Annotated in this window: 18 protein-coding genes; 12 read left to right on the plus strand and 6 right to left on the minus strand. The window is 71.9% G+C overall.

What is annotated here, in order from left to right:
• The first annotated feature begins 130 nt into the window (after positions 1 to 130).
• Both LN042_RS19420 and LN042_RS19425 read left to right on the plus strand, forming a co-directional pair.
• On the plus strand, positions 131 to 1,771 hold the full coding sequence (locus tag LN042_RS19420) for an RNA polymerase sigma factor (protein WP_230052538.1): 1,641 nt from the start codon (positions 131 to 133) through the stop codon (positions 1,769 to 1,771).
• Between the two features lie 204 nt (positions 1,772 to 1,975).
• Positions 1,976 to 2,854, plus strand: coding sequence for a S1 family peptidase (locus tag LN042_RS19425; RefSeq protein WP_230052539.1), 879 nt, complete (start codon positions 1,976 to 1,978; stop codon positions 2,852 to 2,854).
• A 116-nt stretch (positions 2,855 to 2,970) separates the two neighbouring features.
• Here the strand turns inward: LN042_RS19425 and LN042_RS19430 are convergent, their stop codons facing one another.
• A complete protein-coding gene (locus tag LN042_RS19430) occupies positions 2,971 to 3,201 on the minus strand; it encodes a DUF7455 domain-containing protein (protein ID WP_230052540.1) in 231 nt (76 codons plus the stop codon).
• Positions 3,202 to 3,711: 510 nt separating this feature from the next.
• Between LN042_RS19430 and LN042_RS19435 the strand changes: the two genes are divergently transcribed.
• From LN042_RS19435 to LN042_RS19460, 6 genes are all read left to right on the plus strand, one after another.
• Positions 3,712 to 5,823 carry a DNA gyrase/topoisomerase IV subunit B gene (locus tag LN042_RS19435; protein WP_230052541.1) on the plus strand — a complete coding sequence of 704 codons (2,112 nt, stop codon included), beginning with the start codon at positions 3,712 to 3,714 and terminating at the stop codon, positions 5,821 to 5,823.
• Positions 5,824 to 5,978: 155 nt separating this feature from the next.
• Positions 5,979 to 6,464 (plus strand): CcdC protein domain-containing protein, encoded by a 486-nt coding sequence (locus LN042_RS19440; RefSeq protein WP_230052542.1) that lies wholly within the window; start codon positions 5,979 to 5,981, stop codon positions 6,462 to 6,464.
• A 29-nt stretch (positions 6,465 to 6,493) separates the two neighbouring features.
• Entirely contained in the window at positions 6,494 to 7,651 is a 1,158-nt protein-coding gene (locus LN042_RS19445) for a sensor histidine kinase (RefSeq protein ID WP_230052543.1), read from the plus strand.
• Positions 7,652 to 7,685: 34 nt separating this feature from the next.
• Positions 7,686 to 8,501, plus strand: a complete 816-nt coding sequence (locus LN042_RS19450; protein ID WP_230052544.1) for a response regulator transcription factor — start codon at positions 7,686 to 7,688, stop codon at positions 8,499 to 8,501.
• Between the two features lie 387 nt (positions 8,502 to 8,888).
• A complete protein-coding gene (locus LN042_RS19455) occupies positions 8,889 to 9,482 on the plus strand; it encodes a DUF485 domain-containing protein (RefSeq protein ID WP_230052545.1) in 594 nt (197 codons plus the stop codon).
• The gene (locus tag LN042_RS19460) at positions 9,479 to 11,161 is read left to right on the plus strand and encodes a monocarboxylic acid transporter (protein WP_504871030.1); all 1,683 of its coding nucleotides are present in this window, start codon (positions 9,479 to 9,481) and stop codon (positions 11,159 to 11,161) included. Before LN042_RS19455 ends, LN042_RS19460 begins: the two co-directional genes overlap by 4 nt.
• 202 nt (positions 11,162 to 11,363) lie before the next feature.
• On the opposite strand, the gene LN042_RS19465 is transcribed toward LN042_RS19460, so the two are convergent.
• Positions 11,364 to 12,266: a ferredoxin family protein gene (locus tag LN042_RS19465; RefSeq protein ID WP_230052546.1), complete on the minus strand. Its 903-nt coding sequence runs from the start codon at positions 12,264 to 12,266 to the stop codon at positions 11,364 to 11,366.
• A gap of 41 nt (positions 12,267 to 12,307) precedes the next feature.
• Positions 12,308 to 14,758 (minus strand): DNA gyrase/topoisomerase IV subunit A, encoded by a 2,451-nt coding sequence (locus tag LN042_RS19470; RefSeq protein WP_230052547.1) that lies wholly within the window; start codon positions 14,756 to 14,758, stop codon positions 12,308 to 12,310.
• 235 nt (positions 14,759 to 14,993) lie between these two features.
• Between LN042_RS19470 and LN042_RS19475 the strand changes: the two genes are divergently transcribed.
• The 3 genes from LN042_RS19475 to LN042_RS19485 all read left to right on the plus strand — a co-directional run bounded on the left by LN042_RS19475 (position 14,994) and on the right by LN042_RS19485 (position 19,219).
• Positions 14,994 to 16,316 (plus strand): M16 family metallopeptidase, encoded by a 1,323-nt coding sequence (locus tag LN042_RS19475; protein WP_230052548.1) that lies wholly within the window; start codon positions 14,994 to 14,996, stop codon positions 16,314 to 16,316.
• A complete protein-coding gene (locus LN042_RS19480) occupies positions 16,313 to 17,692 on the plus strand; it encodes a M16 family metallopeptidase (RefSeq protein WP_230052549.1) in 1,380 nt (459 codons plus the stop codon). Before LN042_RS19475 ends, LN042_RS19480 begins: the two co-directional genes overlap by 4 nt.
• Positions 17,693 to 18,025: 333 nt before the next feature.
• Positions 18,026 to 19,219: an RtcB family protein gene (locus tag LN042_RS19485; RefSeq protein ID WP_230052550.1), complete on the plus strand. Its 1,194-nt coding sequence runs from the start codon at positions 18,026 to 18,028 to the stop codon at positions 19,217 to 19,219.
• A gap of 93 nt (positions 19,220 to 19,312) precedes the next feature.
• On the opposite strand, the gene LN042_RS19490 is transcribed toward LN042_RS19485, so the two are convergent.
• The 3 genes from LN042_RS19490 to LN042_RS19500 form a co-directional block, all read right to left on the minus strand.
• Entirely contained in the window at positions 19,313 to 20,068 is a 756-nt protein-coding gene (locus LN042_RS19490) for an SAM-dependent methyltransferase (protein WP_230052551.1), read from the minus strand.
• Positions 20,069 to 20,141: 73 nt separating this feature from the next.
• On the minus strand, positions 20,142 to 20,873 hold the full coding sequence (locus tag LN042_RS19495; protein WP_230052552.1) for a GNAT family N-acetyltransferase: 732 nt from the start codon (positions 20,871 to 20,873) through the stop codon (positions 20,142 to 20,144).
• A 98-nt stretch (positions 20,874 to 20,971) separates the two neighbouring features.
• The gene (locus LN042_RS19500; RefSeq protein WP_230052553.1) at positions 20,972 to 21,250 is read right to left on the minus strand and encodes an HPr family phosphocarrier protein; all 279 of its coding nucleotides are present in this window, start codon (positions 21,248 to 21,250) and stop codon (positions 20,972 to 20,974) included.
• A 137-nt stretch (positions 21,251 to 21,387) separates the two neighbouring features.
• Here LN042_RS19500 and LN042_RS19505 point away from each other — a divergent pair, with 137 nt between their 5' ends.
• On the plus strand, positions 21,388 to 24,222 hold the full coding sequence (locus LN042_RS19505; protein ID WP_230052554.1) for a bifunctional acetate--CoA ligase family protein/GNAT family N-acetyltransferase: 2,835 nt from the start codon (positions 21,388 to 21,390) through the stop codon (positions 24,220 to 24,222).
• The last annotated feature ends 93 nt before the right edge of the window (positions 24,223 to 24,315 follow it).

A 24,315-nucleotide genomic window follows, 5' to 3' on the forward strand; every position in this document is an offset into this window, starting at 1 on the left:
CCTGCAAGCCCAGTCCTCAAGTCCGAGCCGGTCGGAAAGCCCCGCCTGTCCCCGCGGCAGGTGCTCCTTCCACGCCCTCTCGGGCGGTCCGGTACGGGTTCGAGTCCACTCTTCGTCCGAGAGGTTGTTCGTGTCGGCCAGCACATCCCGTTCGCTCCCCCCCGAGATCGCAGAGTCCGCGGCCCTGCTGGCGCTCATCGAGCGGGGCAAGGCCCAGGGGCAGATCGCCGGTGACGACGTGCGTCAGGCATTCGAGGCGGACCAGATCCCGGTCACCAAGTGGAAGAACGTCATGCGCAGCCTCAATCAGGTGCTGATCGAGGAGGGGGTGGACCTGATGGTCAGCGCTGCTGAACCGTCCGCCGCCAAGCGCAAGAGCGTCGCGGCCAAGAGCACCACCAAGCGCACCGCCACCAAGGCGGTCACGACGCGCACCCCGAGCGCCCCGACCAAGCCCCCGGTGCGGATCGCGCCGGCCGCGACGGTGGCCCCGGCCGCCGTGAGCTCGGTCACCTCCGTCACGGTGGTCGCCTCGCTCGATGACACGGTGTCCACCGAGTCGGTCGCCGCGCCCGCCGTCACCGCTCCGGCCAAGAAGGCCGCCGCCCCGGTGAAGAAGGCCGTGGCGAAGAAGGCCGCCGCCCCCGCGAAGAAGAGCGCCGCCAAGAAGACCGCGTCGAAGGCCGAGAAGTCCGGGGGCGACGACGAGCTGCTGAGCGACGACGAGCTGCTCGAGGACGTGGCGCTGCCCGGCGGCAAGGCCGAGACGGAGGGCGGCGAGCCGGAGGAGGAGTCGGAGGGCTTCGTCCTCTCCGACGACGACGAGGACGACGCCCCTGCCCAGCAGGTGGCCGTCGCCGGTGCCACCGCGGACCCGGTCAAGGACTACCTCAAGCAGATCGGCAAGGTGCCGCTGCTCAACGCCGAGCAGGAGGTCGAGCTCGCCAAGCGGATCGAGGCCGGCCTGTTCGCCGAGGACAAGCTGAGCCAGGCCGACAAGCTGGCTCCCAAGCTCAAGCGCGAGCTGGAGATCATCGCCGAGGACGGCCGCCGGGCCAAGAACCACCTGCTGGAGGCCAACCTCCGCCTGGTGGTCTCGCTGGCGAAGCGTTACACCGGCCGCGGCATGCTCTTCCTGGACCTGATCCAGGAGGGCAACCTCGGTCTGATCCGTGCGGTCGAGAAGTTCGACTACACCAAGGGCTACAAGTTCTCGACCTACGCGACCTGGTGGATCCGCCAGGCGATCACCCGCGCGATGGCCGACCAGGCCCGCACCATCCGCATCCCGGTGCACATGGTCGAGGTCATCAACAAGCTGGCCCGTGTCCAGCGCCAGATGCTCCAGGACCTGGGCCGCGAGCCCACTCCGGAGGAGCTGGCCAAGGAGCTCGACATGACCCCGGAGAAGGTCATCGAGGTCCAGAAGTACGGCCGCGAGCCGATCTCGCTGCACACCCCGCTGGGTGAGGACGGCGACAGCGAGTTCGGTGACCTGATCGAGGACTCCGAGGCCGTCGTCCCGGCCGACGCGGTCTCCTTCACCCTGCTCCAGGAGCAGCTGCACTCGGTGCTCGACACGCTGAGCGAGCGCGAGGCCGGCGTGGTCTCGATGCGCTTCGGCCTCACCGACGGCCAGCCGAAGACGCTGGACGAGATCGGCAAGGTCTACGGGGTCACCCGTGAGCGCATCCGCCAGATCGAGTCGAAGACCATGTCGAAGCTGCGCCACCCGTCGCGCTCCCAGGTGCTCCGCGACTACCTGGACTGATCGCACGTCGTCAGGTGGGCCGAGGGCCCGGAACGGTTCGCCGTTCCGGGCCCTCGGCCGTTTCCGACAATCCGGGGTGTCAGCCGGGTGGACGCTCCGAGTCACTCGTCCGGGTGGCCGGCGGTGCATCGCCGAGCACACAGGGTGAGAATCTGACTACGCTATGGCGGTTGCCCGCTGTCGAACCGCTCGGAGTGTGCTGTGATGTCCGTCTCGTCCGTTCCGTCCCGTGGTGGTCTCCGTCGCACTGTCCGGCCGCAGTCCGGCCGCCGGCGGGTCGCCGTGCTGACCCTGCTCGCCGTGCTGCCGACCGCGCTGGTCTCCCTGGGGGCCTCGCCCGCCCATGCCGACCGGCGGATCATCGGCGGCTCGATGGACAGCACCGACCAGCATCCGTGGATGGTGGCAGTGGCCAGCCGGGCCCAGTTCGGGAACACCCGCTCCGGCCAGTTCTGCGGCGGAACCCTGGTGTCACCCACCAAGGTGGTCACTGCCGCGCACTGCTTCTACGACGACCAGAGCGGCAAGCAGGTCGAGCGCCCGGGGCTGAAGGTCCTGGTGGGCCGGACCGATCTGACCGGGCGGCTGGGGCAGGAGGTGCCGGTCACCAACGTCTGGATCCACCCGCAGTACTCGTTCGAGGAGAACATGCAGGACGTGGCGGTGCTCACGCTGCAGACCCCCCAGTCGGACCGGGCCGTGCTGCCGATGGTCGACCAGGGCGAGACGGCGCCGTACGTTCCGGGTACCCAGGCCACGGTGTACGGCTGGGGCGACACCAGCGGGCGTGGCAGCTACGCCGTCACGCTGCACAGCGTCGACGTGCCGATGGTGTCCGATGACGAGTGCGCGCGCGACTACTCGGGCGGCCAGGAGGGCAACTTCGACGCCAGGGGCATGGTCTGCGCCGGTGAGGCGCGCGGCGGCAAGGACGCCTGCCAGGGCGACAGCGGCGGCCCGCTGGTGGTGAACGGTCGGCTGGTCGGGCTGGTCAGCTGGGGCACCGGCTGCGCCGAGGCCGGGCACCCGGGGGTCTACACCCGGCTGTCGGCGGTGGCGGATGCGGTGCGTGGCCGACTCTGACCGCTGAGCTGCCGGTCGGGGGCGGATACGACGCCGGGCGGCAGGCCTGTCAGCCTGCCGCCCGGTGGCCGGCCCGCAAGGGCCGACCTCAGCACGTCAAGGGGAGCGTCGAACGCTCAGCGCTCATCGTTGGCGGCCGAGGCCGCCGTGGTGGCGAGACGACCGCTCTCGTCCTGTATTTCCACGGCGATCTTCTTGAGCTCCGGCTCGAACTTCCGCCCGTGGTGGGCGCAGAACAGCAGCTCTCCGCCACTGGCCAGAACGACGCGCAGGTAGGCCTGGGCGCCGCAGCGGTCGCAGCGGTCAGCCGCGGTGAGCGGGCTCGCAGGTGTCAGAACAGTAGTCACGTCGCCTCTTCTCTAGCTCGACGAGCTGTCGTACCAGGGTCAACATCCAACCAGGCCGAAAACGTTCCCGCTCGTGGCTTTTCTTCTCTGAGGATTCTGCTGTGTTGATGAGGACGTGCCCCGGGCGCCGGTGGTTCATGCGCGCCGGAAACCGCGACCTGTCTATCACTCGAACGCACCTTCGAACTGTTGTCCGAAGGTGGGCGTAGCATAATCCCGTACCGGGTTGGAGCATAAGCCCCGTCCCGAGCACCCGGTAGCCTGCATCGTGGCAGCTCCAGCGCTCGCGACCGCCTCGACGATCCGCCAGGATCCGTCGGACGCGGGCGAGATGGCGCTCTCCCGCCCAGTCCCAGGTGCCGTTCGTGTTCGCGCAGCGCGTACAAGCCGCGGAGCCGTGCGCGGGCCACGCGACGCCTGGTCGGAGCGTGGTAACGGAGCACCGGCGGGAACCTGCCACAGCAGCAGTCGGCCGGACCGAGTCAGAGTCTCTTGGAGGAGTGCACCGCCGTGAGTGCCGAAACGACCGTGTCGTCCGCCCTGCGGGCCGCGGAGGACGGATCCAACTACACCGCTCGGCACCTGCTCGTCCTTGAGGGGCTCGAGGCGGTTCGCAAGCGGCCCGGCATGTACATCGGATCGACCGACAGCCGCGGCCTGATGCACTGCCTCTGGGAGATCATCGACAACGCGGTGGACGAGGCGCTCGGCGGCTTCTGCGACCGCATCGAGGTGCTGCTCCACGAGGACGGCTCGGTCGAGGTGCGGGACAACGGCCGTGGCATCCCGGTGGACGTGGAGCCGAAGACCGGGCTGTCCGGCGTCGAGGTCGTGATGACCAAGCTCCACGCCGGCGGCAAGTTCGGCGGCGGCTCCTACGCCGCCTCCGGCGGTCTGCACGGAGTCGGCGCCTCGGTGGTCAACGCGCTCAGCGCCCGGCTCGACGTCGAGGTGGACCGCAGCGGCCACACCCATGCGATCAGCTTCCGCCGCGGTACCCCCGGCATCTTCACCGAGCTCAGCCCGGACGCCCCGTTCGAGGCGCACAGCGGCCTGACCCGCACCCGCAAGGTGCCCAAGACCCGCACCGGGACCAGGATCCGCTACTGGGCCGACCGGCAGATCTTCCTCAAGGAGGCCCGGCTCTCCCTGGAGACCCTGCACAACCGGGCCCGGCAGACCGCCTTCCTGGTGCCGGGCCTGACCATCGTGGTCCGTGACGAGCGGCTGACCGAGAGCGACAAGGTCGACGAGGCGGTCTTCCGCTTCGACGGCGGGATCGGCGAGTTCTGCGAGTTCCTGGCACCCGACAAGCCGGTCTGCGACGTGCTGCGGCTGCGCGGCGAGGGCACGTTCAAGGAGACCGTCCCGGTCCTGGACGAGCTGGGCCACATGACCCCCACCGAGGTCACCCGGGAACTCGGCGTGGACATCGCGCTCCGCTGGGGCACCGGCTACGACACCACGCTGCGCTCGTTCGTCAACATCATCGCCACCCCCAAGGGCGGCACCCACGTCACCGGATTCGAGCGCTCGCTGGCGAAGACCGTCAACGAGACGCTGCGCGCCACCAAGCTGCTGCGCGTCGCCGAGGACGACATCACCAAGGACGACGTCACCGAGGGTCTGACCGCGGTGGTCACGGTGCGCCTGGCCGAGCCGCAGTTCGAGGGGCAGACCAAGGAGGTGCTCGGTACCTCGGCCGCCAACCGGATCGTCGCCGCGGTGGTCGCCAAGGAGCTGAAGGCCTTCCTCGCCTCGACCAAGAAGGACGAGAAGGCGCAGGCCAGGGCGGTCCTGGAGAAGGTCGTGGCGGCCGCCAGGACGAGGGTGGCGGCCCGCCAGCACAAGGAGGCGCAGCGTCGCAAGACCGCGCTGGAGACCTCCTCGCTGCCCGCGAAGCTGGCCGACTGCCGCAGTGACGACGTGGAACGCAGCGAGCTCTTCATCGTCGAGGGCGACTCCGCACTCGGCACTGCCAAGCTGGCCCGCAACTCGGAGTTCCAGGCGCTGCTGCCGATCCGCGGCAAGATCCTCAACGTCCAGAAGGCCTCGATCTCGGACATGTTGAAGAACGCCGAGTGCGCCGCGATCATTCAGGTCATAGGGGCCGGTTCGGGGCGGACCTTCGACATCGACCAGGCCCGCTACGGCCGCGTCATCTTCATGGCCGACGCCGATGTCGACGGATCGCACATCCGCTGCCTGCTGCTGACGCTCTTCCAGCGCTACATGCGGCCGATGGTCGAGCAGGGCCGGGTGTTCGCTGCCGTGCCGCCGCTGCACCGGATCGAGCTCACCAATCCCAAGCGCGGCCAGGAGAAGTACCACTACACCTACTCCGACGCCGAACTGCGCCGCACGCTCCTGGAGTTCCAGGGCAAGGGGCAGCGCTGGAAGGAGCCGGTGCAGCGCTACAAGGGCCTCGGTGAGATGGACGCCGACCAGCTGGCGGAGACCACCATGGACCCGCGCCACCGGATCCTGCGCCGGATCAACCTGGGCGACCTGGAGGCCGCGGAGCAGGTCTTCGACCTGCTGATGGGCAACGAGGTGGCGCCGCGCAAGGAGTTCATCGTGGACTCGGCGGCAACGCTGGACCGTTCGCGGATCGACGCCTGAGCCGAGGCGTCCACCCGCCGCGAGGGGGCTCTCCACCCACGGGTGGAGAGCCCCCTCGCGCGTGGAATCAACCCTGGCTCCGATCAGATCGCGGCCCCGGATCCGTAACTTCGTAACCGTCAGTGAGAACCACATGGAGGGGACGGAGCGGTCCGATGCTGGGCTTCGCAAACATCATCATCGTCATTGCCGTCATGGCCCTGATCGTGAGCCGCCAGTTCCGGGCTCAGAAGCTGGACGACGGCAGGCGGTTCTGGCTGCTGCCGCTGATCCTCGGAGCCGTTGCGCTGAGTGACCACAAGCTGATCGACGCGGCACACCGCGCGGGGTCGGTGGCCCTGCTGGCCGGCAGCGTCGTCGTCATGCTGGCGATGGGCTCGGTGTGGGGCTGGACGGTGCGCCTGTGGCGGGAGAGCGACGGCAGCATCTGGATGAAGGGCACCGGAGCGACGCTGGCGGCCTGGATCGGACTGATCGCGGTGCGGCTCGGCATCTACGCGCTCGGCTCGGCGCTCCACGTCCACCAGGCCGCCAGCGGACTGCTGCTGACCCTCGGTGTGCTGCTGCTCACCCGTGGTGGGGTGCTGAACTGGCGGGCCCGGCTGGTGGACGACCCGCGTCGGCCGCACCCGGTAGCGTGAACCACGGCACCGTCGTGGAAGGACCGTCCGTGCAGGTGGAGAGCTGGACCCGTTGGCCGTCGCGGGAGCTGGGCCGGGACCACCGCTCCCGCCCCGGCCTGCTGCTCTCCTGGGGCGGCCGGCTGGCGATGCTCGTGACGGTCACCACGAGCACCGTGGCCGGCAAGCGGTTCACCGGTCTGCCGGCGGTGGTCTCCGGGGTGGGCCTGGTGGCGACCGTCCTGCTGTTCTGGCTCTTCGTCCGCCTCACCACGAGGCGCAGGCTCGGCTGGGCACTGGTGGTGGCGGCCCAGCTGCTGGTGGTGGCGGGCAGCGTCCACCAGGCGGGAGCCGTCACGCTGGCGGACTTCAGCTGGTGCGCCCTGGCAGTGATCAGCCTGGTGCGGATGCCACTCGTCGCGGCCGTGCCGATCTGTGCGGGGGCGCTGATCGGCTTCTCGGTCACCAGCGGGAACGGCTACCTGGCGCTGATCGCGACGGTGGCCGGCCTGATCCTGGTGGGCTGGCTGATCCGGTTGGACAGCGAGGCCCGGGCCACCGCCAATCGGCTGCAGCAGCAGGAGCACGCAGCCCGGGCGGCCGAGGCGGAGAGCGCCGCGCTGGACGAGCGGGCCCGGATCGCCCGGGAGATCCACGACGTGCTCGCCCACAGCCTCTCCGCCCAGCTGGTCCACCTGGAGGCGGCCCGGCTGATGCTGGACGGCGGGGCCGACCGCGAGCAGGTCAAGGAACGGGTGGTGGCCGCCCGTCGGATGGCCCAGGAGGGGCTCAAGGAGACCAAGCAGGCACTCTCGGCGCTGCGCGGGGAGTTCACCGCGGTCGGGGAGTTCCTGGTGGAGCTGGCCGACCAGGAGCGGGCCGGACTGACCGTCACCGGGACCCCTCGGCCGCTGGCCGCGGAGACCGGCCTGGCGGTGCGGCGGACGGCCCAGGAAGCCCTGACCAACATCCGCAAGCACGCGCCGAGCGCACACCGCACGATCCGGCTGAGCTACCTTCCCGAGGAGGTCGAGCTGGAGGTCCGCAACACGGCGAGCCCGGCATCCGGGATTTCGGCCGAACTGGCCGACAGCGGCAGCGGGTACGGTCTGCTGGGAATGCGTGAACGTGCCGAACTGCTGGGCGGCAGCCTGCGGGCCGGTCCCCAGCCGGAAGGCTGGTCGGTACTGCTGAGACTGCCCGCGTGAGCGGTCGGTCGGTTGAAGGGAACGGGGCGCAGCGATGACCGAGCAGGGCGGGAGCGGGAGCGGGACCGGGGGCACGGCCGGGCCGGCGACCCGGGTGGTGGTCGCGGACGACCAGACCGTGGTGCGCGAGGGCATCGTGATGCTGCTCGGGCTGCTCCCGGGGATCGAGGTGGTCGGCGCCGCGGCGGACGGGGAGGAGGCGGTCCGCCTGGTCGCCGAGCTCGTCCCGGACGTCGTGCTGATGGACCTCCGGATGCCGCGCTGCGACGGCGTGACCGCGACCCGCCGGATCCGCAGCGAGCACCCGGGCACCGACGTGGTGGTGCTGACCACCTACGCCGATGACGACTCGCTCTTCCCCGCGCTGCAGGCGGGCGCCCGGGGCTACCTCACGAAGGACGCCGGTGCGGAGGAGATCGCTCGGGCGATCGCGGACGTCCGGGCGGGCGCGGCCGGCCTCTCGCCGCAGGTCCAACTCCGGCTGCTGGAGCGGTTCTCCACGCCCTCCGGCACGGGTGCCGCGGCACCGGCGCCGCCCCGCCCCGCCACTGAGTCGACGGCGTCCCGGAGCACCGGGTCCGCCACGCCCGCCGCCGCCTCCGGGGCCGCGGGTCCGGCGTTCCAACCGGGAGAGCTGCCGGACGGTCTGACGGCGCGCGAGGCGGAGGTCCTGGCGTTGATCGCCGACGGTCTGTCGAATGCGGAGATCGCCGCTGTGCTATTCGTCAGTCCGGCCACGGTGAAAACGCATATCAACAACCTATTTGCCAAGACCGCCGTGCGGGATCGGGCACAGGCGGTCAGTTATGCATTCCGCCATGGCATTTCTCGGAGTTCGCCGGCGGACTAGCCTCACTACATCGAGTGAAAAGCCTGCCCTAATGCCCGATTTGCGATTCTGACGCGACATCATGGTTTCGTCAGGGCGCCGTCGGTACGCCGAATGGATCTTCGGGGCGGGTCGTCCGGAGTGCCCGGTGCCGATACCCACGCCCACCGCTCGGTGGCGCATCCCGGGCCAGGAGCAGCATTGGCACAGCACGAAGTCACCGGATCGGCCGGTCGTCCGCCCCACCAGGGGCAGGAGTTCGATTGGTGGTCGGCCTCCGGCACGATCGGTTCCGAAGAAACCGATCAACGGTCCTCCGGCTTCTCCGGGGAGCCCGTCAACGAGCCCATTCACGAGCCCATTGACGAGCTCATGGCCGAGTTCATGCACGAGCCCATTCGGGAGCTCATGAACGAGTCCCGCCTCGAGTCCGCCCACGATCCCAGGCACGAGGCCATTCCCGAGTCGGGGCGGGCGGCCACCCGTCCGGACTCCCAGCCGACCGGCCGGAGCACCGGTCGTCCGGTCGGCGGTAGACCGCAGCCGACCGGCTCGACCGCCTTCGCCGATCCGGAGGGCTCCGACCGGTCGGTGCTGTCGACCGAGTCCACCTCGGTGATCCCGGCCCAGCGTCCGAGCGGAGTGCCGGGTTCGCCGGGCGGCCCGGACGATCCGGAGCACGATCCGGTGGCCGCCGAGGTCTACCGCGAGGTCCAGCAGAGCCAGGCCTTCCAGGAGATCCGGCGCAGCCACCGGCGCTTCGTCTTCCCGGCCACCGCGGCCTTCGTCTGCTGGTACCTGTTCTACGTGACCGTCCTGGCGGCCGCCCCCGGTCTGATGCGCACCCAGCTGGTCGGCCCGATCAGCGTGGCCTGGCTGCTGGGACTGCTGCAGTTCGCCTCCACCTTCATGATCACCTGGCTCTACGCCCGTAACGCCCGCACCAAGCGTGACCGAGCCGCCCTCGGTCTGCGCTGGGACACTCAGGACCAGCTTCGATGAACCGACTTCCTCAGCTCAGCGGCTCCGGCACCCCGCTCGCGACCGTGCTGCCGCCCTTCCCGCACACCCAGCCCTCGGTCGATGGCTCGCACCACAACCTGGCCGTCGTGCTCTTCGCGCTGGTGGTCGTGATGACCCTGGCGATCACCCTCTGGGTGGGCCGGCGCGGTCAGGCGGCGGAGGACTTCTACACCGGCGGTCGCGACTTCGGCCCGTTCCAGAACGGCATCGCGCTCTCCGGGGACTACCTGTCCGCCGCCTCCTTCCTCGGCGTCACCGGCCTGATCGCCCTCTACGGCTACGACGGGATGCTCTACAGCATCGGATTCCTGGTCGCCTGGCTGGTGGTGCTGATGTGGGTGGCCGAGCTGGTGCGCAACACCGGCCGCTACACGCTGGCCGACGTCCTCGCCACCCGGATGCGCCAGCGCCCGGTGCGGGCGGCCGCCGGCACCGCAAGTGTGGTGGTCACCCTGCTGTACCTGATCGCGCAGATGGTCGGGGCCGGTAGCCTGGTCGCCCTGCTGCTCGGCACCACCGGCGCCGCCGCCAAGACCTGGACCATCGTGGCGGTCGGCGGCCTGATGATCATCTATGTCACGGTCGGCGGCATGCGGGCCACCACCTGGATCCAGATCGTCAAGGCGCTGATGCTGACGACCGGCGCGGTCCTGCTCACCGTCTGGGTGCTGGTCAGATTCCACTTCGACCTGGCCGAACTGATGCGGACCGCCGCACACGGCAGCCCGGCCGGGGACCGCTACCTGGAGCCCGGCCTGCTGTACGGCGAGTCGACCACCAGCCGACTGGACTTCGTCAGCCTCGGCATGGCCCTGGTGCTGGGCACCGCCGGTCTGCCGCACATCCTGTCCCGCTTCTACACCGTGCCCACCGCCCGGGCCGCCCGGCGCTCCGTGATCTGGGCGATCGGCATGGTCGGCTGCTTCTACCTGATGACCGTCGTGCTGGGCCTGGGGGCCACCGCGCTGGTCGGCGCCAGGGCCGTCAAGGCCGCCAACTCGGCGGGCAACACGGCGGTCCCGCTGCTCGCCCTCAACCTGGGCGGCGGCGAGGGCAGCACCGGCGGCACCCTGTTCTTCGCCGTCACCTCGGCCATCGCCTTCGCCACCATCCTCGCGGTGGTGGCCGGGCTGACCCTGGCCTCCTCGGTCTCGTTCGCCCATGACCTCTACGCCCAGGCCTTCCGCAGCAGGAACAAGCCGCCGGTGACGGAGCGCCAAGAGGTGGTGATGGCGCGCATCTCGGCCGTGGCGATCGGCGGCCTGGCGATCGTGCTGAGCCTCTACGCGCAACGGCTCAACGTGGCCTTCCTGGTCTCGCTGGCCTTCGCGGTGGCCGCCTCGGCGAACCTGCCTACCCTGGTCTACAACCTGTTCTGGCGCCGGTTCACCACCCGCGGTGCCTGCTGGGCGACCTACGGGGGCCTGGTGCCGGCACTGGTCCTGGTGTTCTTCTCGCCGGTGGTGTCCGGTTCCAGGACCGCCATGTTCCCCGGAGTGGACTTCCACTGGTTCCCGCTGGAGAACCCGGGCCTGGTCTCGATCCCGCTGGGCTTCCTGCTCGGCTGGATCGGCACCGTCAGCGGCGAGGAGAAGGCGGACCCGGACAAGTTCGCGGAGCTGGAGGTCCGTTCGCTCACCGGCGCCGGCGCGGTCTGATCGCGGACCGGCCCGGTGTGACCGTGGACCCGGGCGCTGTGGGGGCGCCCGGGGTCACGGCATTCGGTGCAACTCCGCAAGGGTTGGGCGTTGGAACGGTCATGCCCGGTCAGCAGCCGGAGGGCCCGAGCGGAACCGGAAGCCGGAGGGCCCGAGCGGAACCGGAAGCCGGCGGACCCGAGCGGAACCGGAAACCGGCGGATCAGAGCGCGGTCAGCGACCGCACGTCCATCCGCGCCGGAGTGCCCGGAGCCTTGCCGCAGCTCTCCGGGCGGGGCGGCTCGCTGCGCCCCTGAACCACCTCGACCGACCAGGCCCGGCCGTCCTGGTGCGTCACGACGACCCGCCACTCCCCATCACCCGAAACCTCCTGGCGGACCGTCAGGGCATCGGCCGCGTGCTCCCCGGTCAGCTCGCGCACCGCGTGCTCGGCGGCCTGCCCCGGCCGCTCCCAGCACGAGCGCCCCCGGGAGAACCCCGGCAGCGTCTGCCCGGCGGCGGTGGCGGCCAGCACCTCCTTGGCACTCGTCTCGGTCAGCCGGCCGTACGCGTAGCCGTAGGGCAGCACCAGCATGGTGGGGGAGAAGCGGTGCCCGCCCAGATGGGTGACCTCCCACACCTCGGTGTGCCCGGCGGCGGCCAGCTCGGCGGCCAGCGGTCGACCGAGCAGCGCGCAGCAGCGGTCCCGCCGGCCGTTGGTGCACACCAGGGCCAGCGGACCGCCGTGGTGAGCGTCGCCGAAACCGCCGTGCTCACCGGCCCCGAGCGCACCGAAGTCCAGCTCCAGAAGCTCCGCCGGCGAGGCCACCTCGGCCCGCCGGACCCAGCCGCGACCGGGCACCGTGTGCGCCACGATCACCTGGTGGCGGGCCGTCGGCCGGTCGTCGGCGTGCCGCCCCGGGTGGCGGACCAGTGCGATCCGCACCCCGGTGCCGGCTGCGGCGGTGTCCAGTGCCCGCCCCAGTTCCGAATCGAGGTGGCTCTCGGTCAGCGCCTTGGCCCCCCAGGGGCCGGACTGCTCGATCAGCAGCCAGGTGGCCGCGGTGGCCGCGGTGGCCGCGAGCGGCTCGGCCAACTCGTTCGACAGACTCGTACAAGTGATCACCGGGGCACCCTACCGCCGGGCGGTGGGGCGCCCCGGGAATATCAGGCCGGCCCGGCCACGGCGGCGACCGCCTTGCTCACCGGGCTGCCCGACCCGTCCCGGCGCGGGTCGCGCTCCGGCAGGGCGACCGGCGCCCCGTTGGCCGCCGCCGCCCGGGCCGGCGCCGCACCCGCCCAGGCGAACGCCAGCGAGTCCTCACCGCGCAGGAAACGCTGGCAGCGCACCCCGCCGGTGGCCCGGCCCTTGCGCGGGTAGAGGTCGAACGGCGTCAGCTTCCAGCTGGACTGCGTCTCGCCGGTCAGCGTCCCGGAGGCGCCGGCCACCGAGAGCACCACCGCGTCGACCGCCGGGTCCACCGCGGTGAACGAGAGCACCCGGGCCCCCTCCGCCAGCTTGATGCCGGCCATCCCGCCCGCCGGCCGGCCCTGCGGCCGCACCTGCGAGGCCGGGTAGCGCAGCAGCTGGGCGTCGGTGGTGATGAAGACCAGGTCCTCCTCACCCGTGCGCAGCTCCACCGCGCCGACCAGCTCGTCGCCCTCCTTGAGCGCGATCACCTCGAACTCGTCCTTGTTGGCGGGCCACTCCGGCACCACCCGCTTGACCACGCCCTGCACCGTGCCCAGCGCCAGCCCCGGCGAGGACTCGTCCAGCGTGGTCAACGCGATCAGCCGCTCGTCCGCGCCCAGCTTGAGGAACTCGCTCAGCTGCGCCCCGCCGGCCAGCGACAGCTGGGCCTGCGGCGGCAGCGCCGGCAGGTCGATCACCGGCAGTCGCAGCACCCGACCGGCCGAGGTCACCGCGCCGACGTCGCCCCGGGCGGTGGCCGCCACGGCGGAGACGATCACATCGTGCTTGGACCTGGTCTCGCCCTGCGCGACCGGCTCGCCGTCCGCGGACCGGGCCAGCAGCCCGGTGGAGGAGAGCAGCACCCGGCACGGGTCGTCCGCCACCTCCAGCGGCACCGCCAGCGAGGCCGACGGCAGTGCCCCGGCCTCCAGCAGCACGGTGCGCCGCTCGGTGCCGAACTGCTTGGCCACCGCGGCCAGTTCACCGGAGACCACACTGCGCAACTTGGTGTCCGAGTCCAGGATCTCGGTCAGCTCGGCGATCTCGGAGACCAGCTTGGCCTGCTCGGCCTCCAGCTCCACCCGGTCGAACCGGGTCAGCCGGCGCAGCGGGGTGTCCAGGATGTAGGCGGTCTGGATCTCCGACAGCGAGAAGCGCTCCATCAGGCGCTCCTTGGCCTGCTGCGCGTTGTCGCTGCCGCGGATCAGCGCGATGACCTCGTCGATGTCCAGCAGCGCGACCAGCAGGCCCTCGACCAGGTGCAACCGCTCCTGGCGCTTGCGGCGGCGGAAGTCGCTGCGCCGCCGGACCACCTCGAAGCGGTGGTCGACGTAGACCTCCAGCAGCTCCTTGAGGCCCATGGTCAGCGGCTGGCCGTCGACCAGCGCCACGTTGTTGATGCCGAAGGTCTCCTCCAGCGGGGTCAGCTTGTACAGCTGCTCCAGCAGCGCCTCCGGCACGAAGCCGTTCTTGACCTCGATCACCAGCCGCAGGCCGTGCTCGCGGTCCGTCAGGTCCTTGACGTCCGCGATGCCCTGCAGCTTCTTGGCGTTGACCAAGTCCTTGATCTTGCCGATCACCTTCTCCGGGCCGACCGTGAACGGCAGCTCGGTCACCACGATGCCCTTGCGCCGCGCGGTCACGCTCTCGATCGAGGTGGTGGCACGGATCTTGAAGGTGCCGCGGCCGGTCTCATAGGCGTCGCGGATCCCCGACAGGCCCACGATCCGGCCGCCGGTGGGCAGGTCCGGACCGGGGACGAACCGCATCAGGGTGTCCAGGTCGGCGTTCGGGTGCTTGATCAGGTGCCGGGCGGCGGCCACCACCTCGGAGAGGTTGTGCGGCGGCATGTTGGTCGCCATGCCGACCGCGATGCCCGTGGTGCCGTTCACCAGCAGGTTGGGGAAGGCGGCCGGCAGCACCACCGGCTCCTGCTCGGCGCCGTCGTAGTTGGGCGCGAAGTCGACCGTCTCCTCGTGGATCGACTCCACCAGGGCCATCGACGCCGCGGTCAGCCGCGACTCGGTGTACCGCATCGCGGCCGGCGGGTCGTCGTTGCCCAGCGAGCCGAAGTTCCCGTGACCGTCGATCAGCGGCACCCGCATCGAGAACGGCTGCGCCATCCGCACGATCGAGTCGTAGATGGAGGCGTCCCCGTGCGGGTGAAGCCGGCCCATCACCTCGCCGACCACGCGGGCGCACTTCACGTGGGCCCGCTCCGGACGCAGACCCATCTCGTTGGCCTGGTAGAGGATCCGGCGGTGCACCGGCTTGAGGCCGTCCCGCGCGTCCGGCAGGGCCCGCGAGTAGATCACCGAGTAGGCGTACTCCAGGTAGGAAGCTTGCATCTCGTCCACGACGTCGACGTCGAGGATCCGCTCCTCGAAGTCTCCGGCGGGCGGGGTCGGCGAACTGCGGCGGGCCATCGCGGCGGGGCTCCCTTGCGTCTGTCAGCGGCTTCTGCTTCACATGTCGTCACCGGGGTACGGCGCCCCCCATTGTGGACCCTCGCGCGGACAGTCCCTGCCAGCGCGTTGCGCCCCTGGCGAACGCCCGGCGCGCGCGGACACATCCCGGCACCGTACGCGTTGCACCACAATGGGGCACTGCAGACCCCGACGTTCCCCCCGACCCCCGAACCGATGGGAAGGACCAGAGCGCATGGCCAACCCGGCCCCCGCCTCCACCGGAGGCATCGCCATCACGGAACACCGCCTGGCCAACGGCCTGCGCGTGGTGCTCTCCGAGGACCACCTGACGCCGGTAGCCGCGGTCTGCCTGTGGTACGACGTGGGCTCCCGCCACGAGGTGAAGGGTCGCACCGGGCTGGCGCACCTCTTCGAGCACCTGATGTTCCAGGGCTCCGCCAACGTCTCCAACAACGGCCACTTCGAGCTGGTCCAGGGCGCCGGCGGGTCGCTCAACGGCACCACCAGCTTCGAGCGCACCAACTACTTCGAGACCATGCCGACCCATCAGCTGGAGCTGGCGCTCTGGCTGGAGGCCGACCGGATGGGCTCGCTGCTGGCCGCACTTGACGAGAAGTCGATGGAGAACCAGCGCGACGTCGTCAAGAACGAGCGCCGCCAGCGGTACGACAACGTGCCCTACGGCACGGCCTTCGAGAAGCTCACCGCGCTCTCGTACCCCGACGACCACCCGTACCACCACACGCCGATCGGCTCGATGGCGGACCTGGACGCGGCGACCCTGGAGGACGCCCGCGCCTTCTTCCGCACGTACTACGCGCCGAACAACGCGGTGCTCTCGGTGGTCGGCGACATCGACCCGGAGCAGACCATCGCCTGGGTGGAGAAGTACTTCGGAACCATTCCCTCGCACGACGGCAAGCAGCCGCCGCGGGACGGCAGCCTGCCCGAGGTGATCGGCCGCGAGGTCCGGGAGCTGGTCGAGGAGGAGGTGCCCGCCCGCGCCCTGATGAGCGCCTACCGGCTGCCGCACGACGGCACCCGCGAGGCCGACGCCGCCGACCTGGCGCTGACCGTGCTCGGCTCCGGCGAGTCCAGCAGGCTCTACAACCGCCTGGTCCGCCGCGACCGCACCGCGATCTCGGCCGGCTTCGGAATGCTCCGGCTGTCCGGCGCCCCGTCGCTCGGCTGGCTGGACGTCAAGGCCGCGGGCGAGGCCACCATCGCCCAGATCGAGCTCGCCGTGGACGAGGAGCTGGCCCGGTTCGCCGCCGAGGGCCCCACCACCGAGGAGCTGGAGCGGGCCCAGGCGCAGATCGAGCGCGAGTGGCTGGACCGGCTCACCACGGTCGCCGGACGGGCCGACGAGCTCTGCCGGTTCGCCGTGCTCTTCGGCGACCCCAAACTGGTCAACGGCGCCGTCGCCCGGGTGCTCGACATCACCGCTGACGAGGTCCGCGCGGTCGCCGCGGCCCGCCTGCGTCCCGACAACCGCGCGGTCCTGGTCTACGAGCCGGTCGCCGCCTCGACCGATGAAGAGGAGCAGGCCGCATGACCGCCCCCGCCATGACCTTCCACCCGCAGCCCGAGCCCGGCACCCCGACCCCCTGGGCGTTCCCGGCCCCGCAGCGGCTCACCCTGGCCAACGGCCTGACCGTGCTGCACTGCCACCGCCCCGGCCAGCAGCTGGTCGCCGTCGAGGTGCTGATCGACGCCCCGCTGGCCGCCGAGCCGGCCGGGCTCGACGGCGTGGCCACCATCCTGGCCCGCGCCTTCAGCGAGGGCACCGACACGCTCACCGCCGAGCAGTTCGCCGGCGAGCTGGAGCGGGCCGGCGCCAACATGGAGGCGCACGCCGACCACCCGTGCATCCGCGCGGTGCTCGAGGTCCCGGCCTCCCGCCTGGAGCGCGGCCTCACCCTGCTCGCCGACGCGCTGCGCTCGCCCGCACTGCCGGCCGACGAGATCGAGCGCCTGGTGGCCAACCGACTCGACGAGATCGTCCACGAGCAGGCCAATCCGGCCCGGCGCGCCGCCAAGGCGCTCTACGCCGAGCTGTTCCCGGCCGACGACCGGCTCTCCCGGCCGCGCTCCGGCACCGCCGAGACGGTGCACGGGATCGACCGGTCCGCCGTCAAGGCCTTCTACGACGCCCACGTGCGCCCGTCCACGGCCACCCTGGTGATCGTCGGCGACCTGGCCGGCGTCGAGCTGCCCGAGCTGCTGGAGTCCACCCTGGGCCGCTGGACCGGCGACCAGGCCGAGCGCAGCACCGTCGCCTCGGTGACCGCCGACGACCGCAGCCGGGTGATCGTCGTGGACCGGCCCGGCTCGGTGCAGACCCAGCTGCTGATCGGCCGGGTCGGACCGGACCGCCACCACCCCGCCTGGTCCGCCCAGATCCTCGGGACCTACTGCCTGGGTGGCACCCTCACCTCCCGCCTGGACCGGGTGCTGCGCGAGGAGAAGGGCTACACCTACGGCGTGCGGGCCTTCGCCCAGCCGCTGCGCTCCAACGCGGAGGGCACCGGTCAGGCCATGCTGGCGATCAGCGGCTCGGTGGACACCGCCTCCACCGCAGCCGCGCTCGCCGACACCTGGGCGATCCTGCGCACCTTGGCCGCCGAGGGCCTCACCGACGCCGAGCGGGAGGAGGCCGTGCAGTTCCTGGTCGGAGTCGCGCCGCTGAAGTACGAGACCGCCGGCTCGGTCGCCGCCACCCTGGCCGACCAGGTCGAGCAGCAGCTGGCGGACGACTTCCAGGCGGAGGTCTACCGGCAACTGGCCGAGCTGGACACCGCCGCCGCCACGGCCGCCGTGGTCTCCGCCTTCCCGCCGGACCGGCTGGTCACGGTGCTGGTCGGCGACGCCTCGGTGATCGCCGAGGACGTCAAGGCGCTGGGGATCGGCGAGGTCACGGTCATCAGCTGACCTTCCGACAGGAGGCCCGGTGAGCAACGCTCACCGGGCCTCTCGCATATTCGTTTGCGCCCCTCCACGGCCGCGTGGGTTGATATCCCCCGTCGCGGTGCGCGGCCGATGTCGAGGGCGCCGAGCGCGCCGAGTGCGTCGAGTTCGTCGAGTCCAGAGAGGAGGCGGTCACCGTGCGGGTCGAGCCATGTCGCAGGCGCTCCCCGAGGCCGTCGTACCCCTCCCGGACCACCGCCTGAGCGCACCGCACCCCTGATCTTCCCCGAGCCACGCCGGAAGCTTCGCGTGGCAGTCCGACGTCTCAACCAACGACCTTTGGGGGTCAGTTCCACCATGTCGTACACCGAGGTGCCCGGCGCGCGGGTCCCGATCCGGATGTGGGCCGACCCGGCCACCGTCGAGGGCGCGGCGATGCAGCAGCTGCGCAACATCTCCACCCTGCCGTGGCTGCACGGCCTGGCCGTGATGCCCGACGTCCACCTGGGCAAGGGCGCGACCGTCGGCTCCGTGATCGCCATGAAGGGCGCGGTCTGCCCGGCCGCGGTCGGGGTGGACATCGGCTGCGGGATGAGCGCGGTGAAGACCTCGCTCACCGCCCGCGACCTGCCGGACAACCTGAGTCGGCTGCGCTCCCGGATCGAGCAGCTGATCCCGGTGGGCCGCGGCCTGCACGACTCGCCGCTGGACCCGGCCACGTTGCGGGACTTCCCGGTGGCCCAGTGGCAGCGGATGTGGTCCGGTTTCGATTCGATCACCCCTGCGGTCAAGGACCGTCACGAGCGTGCGGCAAAGCAGATGGGAACGCTCGGAAGCGGCAACCACTTCATCGAGTTCTGTCTCGACGATGCCGGTTCGGTCTGGCTGATGCTGCACTCCGGCTCCCGCAACATCGGCAAGGAGCTGGCGGAGCACCACATGACGGTGGCCCGCGGCCTGTCGCACAACCAGGGCGTCGTCGACCGCGACCTGGCGGTGTTCCTCGCGGACACCCCGGAGATGCAGGCCTACCGCAACGACCTGTTCTGGGCGCAGAACTACGCGAAGTACAACCGGGCCATGATGATGGCGCTCTTCCAGGACGCCGTCCGGGCCGAATTCCCGCGCGCCGGGGTCGGCTTCGAATCGGTGATCAGCTGCCACCACAACTACGTCGCCGAGGAGCGGTACGACGGCGTGGACGTACTGGTCACCCGCAAGGGCGCGATCCGGGCCGGCTCCGGCGACCTGGGCATCATCCCGGGCTCCATGGGCACCGGTTCCTACATCGTCCGCGGCCTGGGCAACCCGGCCTCGTTCAACTCCGCGTCGCACGGCGCGGGTCGGAAGATGAGCCGGACCGCGGCGAAGAAGAAGTTCACCGTCCGGGACCTGCAGGAGCAGACCCGGGGCGTCGAGTGCCGCAAGGACTCCGGCGTGGTCGACGAGATCCCGGGCGCGTACAAGTCCATCGAGAAGGTGATGGACCAGCAGCGCGACCTGGTCGAGGTGGTGGTGCACCTCAAGCAGGTGGTGTGCGTGAAGGGCTGAGCCCGGGGAAGCGGTGTGCCCGGCGGACGCGGCACGGTCTGGCGCCGTGTCCGCCGTCATCACCGGGTCGGCCGGGCCCTGCTCGGGATCTGATCAGTTCTGGCGGCGCAGCAGCAGGGTGACGAAGCCGAAGGTGCCGCGGTAGCCGTGCAGCCAGCCGTGGCGGTGCTCGTCGGCGAGGCGGGCGGCCTCGGCGGCGAGCGGGTCGGACGGGTTGTCGAGGGCCCATTCGGCGAGCGAGCCGGTCCACGCCCACTCGTAGTCGTCGAGTTCGGCCTGGGTGCTCTGGTGCCCGGCGACCGGGATCCAGCCGTCGGCGAGGACCTTGTCCACCAGGGTGGGGAGGTCGTCGAAGTCCTCGCGGGTGGCCTCGAACCCGTCCAGGGCGGCCTGGACGGGCTCGCGCTGCCAGTAGCCCTCGCCGATCAGCACCCGGCCGCCCGGGGCGAGGTGCCGGCGGGCGGCGGCCAGGGTGGGGAGCAGGCCGTCGAATGCGTGCGTGGAGCCGATGCAGAACACCAGGTCGTAGGGGTGCGCGGCGGTGAACTCGGCGGCCGGCTGGTGGTGCAGGCCGAGGCGGCGGTCCACGCCGAGCAATGCGGCGTTCTGGCGGGCTTCGGTGAGGCCGCCGGCGGCGATGTCCACTCCGTCCGCGGTGACGTCGGGGTGCGCGGCCAGAACGCGGAGCAACCAGGCGCCCGCGCCGCAGCCGAGGTCCAGGATGCGCTCCCGGCCGGTCGTCACCGCGCGCCCCAGCAGGGCGGCGACCGAGTCGTCGCTCAGCGGCGCGCAGATCGGGTGGTGGGCGTGGGCGGTGTGGGACAGACGCGCGCGATCATTTGAATCCATCGTTCCACCATGGCACCCGGGCGCCGGACGGAGAACCGAATGAGCCCTGGCGGGGCGTCGACCTGATCGGCCGTCAGCCGTCCTTGAGTCGGGCCACGCACAGCTCGCGCGGTGCCATGCCGAGCCGCCGGTAGAGCCGGACCGCGGCCGTGTTGTCCGCGTTCACCATCAGGGCGGCCCGGCCGTGGCCGCGCAGCAGCGCGTCGAGCACCAGCCGGCAGGCCGCCTCGGCGTGGCCGCGGCCCCGCCCGTACTCGGGGTGGGCGGCGACGCCGGCCATGAATCCGACGGTCGGGGCGCTCCAGGCCTCGCAGGCCGTGGCGGTCAGCCGGCCCGCCTCGTCGCGCACGCCCGCCCAGCGGGTGGCACCGGGACGCAGCGGGTGGGCGTGGGAGGTTGGCAGGGCGAGTTCCAGCAGTTCGGCGGCCTCCGGGTAGTCGGCAGGGGTGAGCCAGTGCGCGCCGGGTCGGGTGGCGAGCGAGTCGCCGGCCGTCTCCATCCACAGGAACGGGGGGACGGGTCGCAGTTCTGGGGCGGCGTCGACCAGTTGGTCGATCAGGGCTCGGTCGCCGACCGCGCCGTAGTGGCTGCCGAGCTCGGCGAAGGCGTGGCGGACGAGGGTGAGCACGGGCTCCACCGGGCCGCGTACGGTCAGCCGGTCGCGACCGGAGAGCGCGGGGGTGGCGATGGCGGTGGCGCCGTCCAGGGTCCAGATCCGCACGCCGGGGGCGAACCCCTGGGCGGCCCAGTCCAGCAGGGAGTCGTCGGTGGTCAAGTCGTCTGCATCGGCTGTCCGTATGGGCATCCGGTCATGATCACGCAGCGACGCGTCGGGCCGGTAGCGGATTTCCCGCGGACGCGGCGGCGGCCCCGGGCAGTGGGCCGCCGCCGTGGCCCGGGCGATCAGGCGACGGGCAGCTCGTCCAGGCCCTGCTCGACCAGCTTCGCCAGGCGCTCCAGTGCCGCGTCGGCCCCGGGGGCGTCGCAGGACAGCACGACCTCCTCGCCGCCCTCGGCACCGAGCGCCAGCAGGCCCAGCATGGAGGCGGCGTTGACCGGGGCGCCGCCGGCCTTGGCGATGGTGACGGGCACGCCCACGGCGGCGGCGGCCCGGACGAAGACGGAGGCGGGACGGGCGTGCAGGCCCTCGGGCCAACCGATGGTGACGCGGCGCTCAGCCATGAGACATGCCTTTCCGATGGTGCAGGTTGTGACGGCGTTGTCTAGACCATTCTGGCACGGCCGCCCGGCAACGCTTTTGTCCCGGCGGGCCGGTACGAGGAGAGCCGACCGCCGCGCCGCCGGATAGCCTGGCCGGTGTGGAGCACCCCGCCGCTGACCGGCCCCTCGGCTACCCCCCGTACTGGGAGGCCGACATCCTGCTGCGCGACGGCGGTACGGCACGGATCCGGCCGATCGTGCCCGAGGACGCCCAGCGGCTGGTCGACTTCTACGCCCAGGTCTCCGACGAGTCGAAGTACTTCCGGTTCTTCGCCCCCTATCCGCGACTGTCCGAGAAGGACGTGCGGCGCTTCACCCACCACGACTACGTGGACCGGGTGGCCCTGGCGGTGGTGGTGCGCGACCGGTTCATCGCCACCGTGCGCTACGACCGGATCGACGAGGCCGGGCGCCCGTCCGCCACCGGCACCGACGCCGAGGTGGCCTTCCTGGTGCAGGACGCCCACCAGGGCCGGGGCGTCGCCTCGGTGCTGCTGGAGCACATCGCCGCGGTCGCCCAGGAGCGCGGGATCCGCCGGTTCGTCGCCGAGGTGCTGCCCGCCAACCGCAGGATGACCAAGGTCTTCACCGACGCCGGCTACGTCCAGAAGCGCAGCTTCGCGGACGGCGTGGTGCGCCTGGAGTTCGACCTGGAACCCACCGCCGCCTCGCTCGCCGTGATGCGCGCCCGGGAGCACCGGGCCGAGGCGCGCTCGGTGCAGCGGCTGCTGACGCCCCGTTCGGTCGCGGTGATCGGGGTCTCCCGGGACGAGCACGCGGTGGGCCGGACACTGCTGCGCTCGGTGCTGGCCGGCGGGTACGCCGGGCCGGTGTACGCGGTCAACAGCCGGGCGCCGGTCGGCACCGTACTGGAGGGCGTGCCGCTGCACCGCTCGGTCGCGGAACTCCCGGGGCCGGTGGACCTGGCGGTGGTCGCGGTGCCCACCGAGGCGGTGCCCGGAGTGGTCGCCGAGTGCGGCGCGCACGGGGTGCAGGGCCTGGTGGTGGTCACCGCGGGCTACGCCGAGACCGGCGAGGGCGGCCGCGAGCGGCAGCGGGCCCTGGTCCGCCAGGCCCGGGCGGCCGGGATGCGGGTGATCGGCCCGAACGCCTTCGGACTGCTCAGCACCTCGGCCGAGCATCCGCTGAACGCCTCGCTGGCACCCCGGCTGCCCCAGGCAGGACCGTTCGGGATCTTCTGCCAGTCCGGGGCGATCGGCGTGGCGCTGCTGGAGGCCGCGCACCGGCGCGGCCTCGGCGTCTCCTCCTTCGCCTCGGTCGGCAACCGGGCCGACGTCTCCGGCAACGACCTGCTGCAGTACTGGGAGGAGGACCCGGCCACCGAGGTGGTCCTGCTCTACCTGGAGTCCTTCGGCAACCCGCGCAAGTTCACCCGCATCGCCCGGCGGCTGGCCACCACCAAACCGGTGGTGGTGGTCAAGGGCGCCCGGCACACCGGCTCGCTGCCGCCCGGCCACGCGGTGCCGCCGACCACCGGCGGGCTGAGCGACGCCACCGTGGACACGCTCTTCCAGCAGGCCGGGGTGGTCCGGGTGGCGACCATCACCGAACTGCTGGACACCGGCGAACTGCTGGCCGGTCAGCCGCTGCCGTCCGGTCCCCGGGTCGCGGTGGTCGGCAACTCCGACTCGCTCGGCCTGCTCACGTACGACAGCTGCCTCAGCGCCGGCCTGCGCCCGCACCCGCCGGTGGACCTGACCACCGCCGCGACCGGCGACCACTTCCGGGTGGCGCTGGAGACCGCGCTCAGCGACAGCACGGTGGACGCGGTGATCGCGGTGGCCATCCCGCCGATCGTCAGCCCCAGCCTGGCGCTGCGCGACGAGCCGGTGCTGGCGGCCGACGACCCGGCGCTCGGCGAGGGTCTGCTGCACGCCGCCGAGACCGCCCGACGGGTCGGCAAGCCGCTGCTCCTCACCCACCTGGCACTCGGCGAACTCCCCGGGGTGCTGCGCGCCGCCGAGCACCCCGTACCTGCCTACCCTGCCCCGGAACGCGCCGTGCGCGCCCTCGCACACGCCGTGCGCTACGGCGCCTGGCGAAGCACCGCGGAGACCGCCGAGCAGACCGCCCGGGTGCCCGAGTTCGACCGGATCGACGCCCCCGCGGCCCGGGTCCTGGTCGAGGCCGCGCTGGCCGGCGGTATGGCCGCCGCCCGCCCGTCGCCCCCCGCCACCCCTGTCGCGGGCTCCGCCGGACCCCCTCCACCGCGGCCCGGCGGTGCCCGATCCACGCTGCCCGACGAGCAGGCCGCGGCGCTGCTCGGCACGTACGGCATCGACGTCCTGCGGGCCCTGCCCGCGGTGACCGAGGAGGAGGCGGTCCGGGCCGCCGACCGGCTCGGCTATCCGGTCGCGCTCAAGGCCACCGCCGCCCACCTGCGGCACCGGCCCGACCTCGGCGGCGTCCGGCTGGAGCTGACCGACGAGGACGGCCTGCGCCGCGCCCACCGGGAGCTCGCCGAACTGCTCGACGGTGCCGCGCGGGCCGAGCTGGTGGTGCAGCGGATGGCCGCCCGCGGGGTGGACACCGTGATCAGCGCCACGGTCGATCCGGCGGTCGGGGCGATCCTGTCCTTCGGCCTGGCCGGCGCCCCGGCCGAACTGCTGGGCGACGTCGCGCACCGGCTGGTCCCGGCCACCGACCAGGACGTGGCCGCCCTGGTCCGCGAAGTCCGGGCGGCACCGCTGCTGTTCGGCTGGCGGGGCGCCGCCCCGGTGGACACCGCCGCGCTGGAGGAGCTGCTGCTGCGGGTCTCCCAACTGGTCGACGACCTGCCGGAGGTGGCTTCGGTGGAGCTGGAGCCGGTGGTGGTCGCACCGCACGGGCTGGCGGTGCTGGGCGCCGCGGTGCGGGTCGCGCCGCTGCCGCTGCGGACCGATCTGGGCCCGCGGAGCATGAGCACGCTGTAGCCTTCCTGGGTTGCGCCCGCTTCGGGAACTCCTGCCCGAAGCGGTACGGCGCAGTCCAGCCCGCCGGGTCGGCGGGGCATGCCAGGATGGAGT

The sequence above is a fragment of the Kitasatospora humi genome, from assembly GCF_020907985.1.
GTDB lineage: Bacteria > Actinomycetota > Actinomycetes > Streptomycetales > Streptomycetaceae > Kitasatospora > Kitasatospora humi.